The sequence below is a fragment of the Salidesulfovibrio brasiliensis JCM 12178 genome, from assembly GCF_001311825.1.
In the GTDB taxonomy this organism is placed as follows: domain Bacteria; phylum Desulfobacterota; class Desulfovibrionia; order Desulfovibrionales; family Desulfovibrionaceae; genus Pseudodesulfovibrio; species Pseudodesulfovibrio brasiliensis.
This window is the reverse complement of record NZ_BBCB01000165.1, coordinates 1-1,369: the sequence shown is the minus strand read 5'-3', so window position 1 is coordinate 1,369 and position 1,369 is coordinate 1. Positions and strand designations below refer to the sequence as shown.

At 67.0% G+C, this 1,369-nt stretch carries 1 protein-coding gene and 2 pseudogenes; all 3 read right to left on the bottom strand.

Annotated elements, in window-relative coordinates:
• Positions 1 to 303 (bottom strand): annotated as a pseudogene (locus JCM12178_RS17375) (biotin synthase BioB); the annotation flags it as partial.
• Positions 303 to 1,146 (bottom strand): annotated as a pseudogene (gene rsmI, locus JCM12178_RS17370) (16S rRNA (cytidine(1402)-2'-O)-methyltransferase). The pseudogenes rsmI and JCM12178_RS17375, both read right to left, overlap by 1 nt.
• Positions 1,147 to 1,181: 35 nt before the next feature.
• The coding region (locus JCM12178_RS18860) for a YraN family protein (protein ID WP_369404556.1) at positions 1,182 to 1,369 on the bottom strand (188 nt) is incomplete at its 5' end.

Below are 1,369 nucleotides of genomic sequence, written 5' to 3'. Positions count from 1 at the left end.
CTCGCGGGCCTCGCGCGCGGCGCGCCCCACGGCCTCGGGATCGATGAGCGGATACTCGTCGCATCCGGTGTCATGGTGCGCGGACTGGGCGCAGAAGGAACAGTTCTCGGGGCAGCGGCCGCTGCGGGCGTTGACGATGGCGCACAGTTCGACGCGGTCACCAAAGAACTCGCTACGCACCTGACGCGCGGCCTGCATCAGTTCAGGCAGCCGCTCGTCGGGGCAACTGGTCACGGCGTCGATGTCCGCGTCTGAAAGATGTCGCAATCCGATGGCGCGGCGGGCGATTTTCTGAAAAGGCATCAGCGACGCATCCTCGCGTACAGCTCTTTGGCGGTCCAGCCGTTCAGGCGGGCGGCGGCGCGACGGGCGATCTCCTTGGGCTTGCCGCCCTGTTCGCCCTCCTCGGCCAGCACGGCGTCTGCCTCGGCTTCATCGCTGGGGCCGGTGTCCTCGGGCGGGCCGATGACCACCGTGACCTCGCCCTTGATGTCGTAATGCGCCGGATCGGGCGAAGCGAGAGAACCGTAAAGAAACTCCTCGTAATCCTTGGTCAGCTCCCGTGCGATGCAGTAAGGCCGGTCTCCCAGCGCCTTAAAGGCGGCCTTGAGGGTGGACTCGACGCGGGTCTTGCGCTCGAAGAAGACCAGCGTGGCCCCGGTATCGCGGTATGGCTCGAAAAACCTTACGGCCTGCCCCTCCTTGCGGGGCGGGAAGCCGATGAAAGCATACGGGATGGGCGGGAGCCCGCAGGCGGAGAGCGCCGTGACCGGGGCGCTGGGACCGGGGACGGGCCGCACCGGATGCCCGGCTGCACGGCATGCCTGCACCAGCCGGAAGCCGGGGTCGGACATGAGCGGCGTGCCCGCATCCGAGACGAGCGCCACTGCTGCGCCCTCTTCCAGACGGGAGAGAACGTAGGCGGTCTTTTTTTTCCTCGTTGTGGTCGTGAAAGCTGGTCATCTCCCCGCCGCGCTCCACACCCGTACGCTGCAGGAGCAGCCCGGTGCGGCGCGTGTCCTCGGCAAGGACCAGTTCGACACGCTGTAGCACTCCGGCGGCACGGGGCGAGAGGTCACCATCGTTGCCCAGCGGCGTTGCCACCACGTACAGGCCGGGGCGCAGGGAATCGGTTTCCTGAGGCATTGTGCATATTCCTTACTATATCGAGCGCGGCGCGGTTAGCCGAACTCGGCGGCGTCGATGACGTTGCTGAAGAGCGTGACCTCCAGCCCGTCCCGAGATTCCGAGACTGCGGCGAGATCGAAACGGCAGGACATTTCCCAGCGGTCCGTCTGCGAGAGATAGTGTGAGGCCGCACGGACCAGCCGACGGGCCTTGTCGGGTCCGAGCGCCTCGGCCGCGCTGC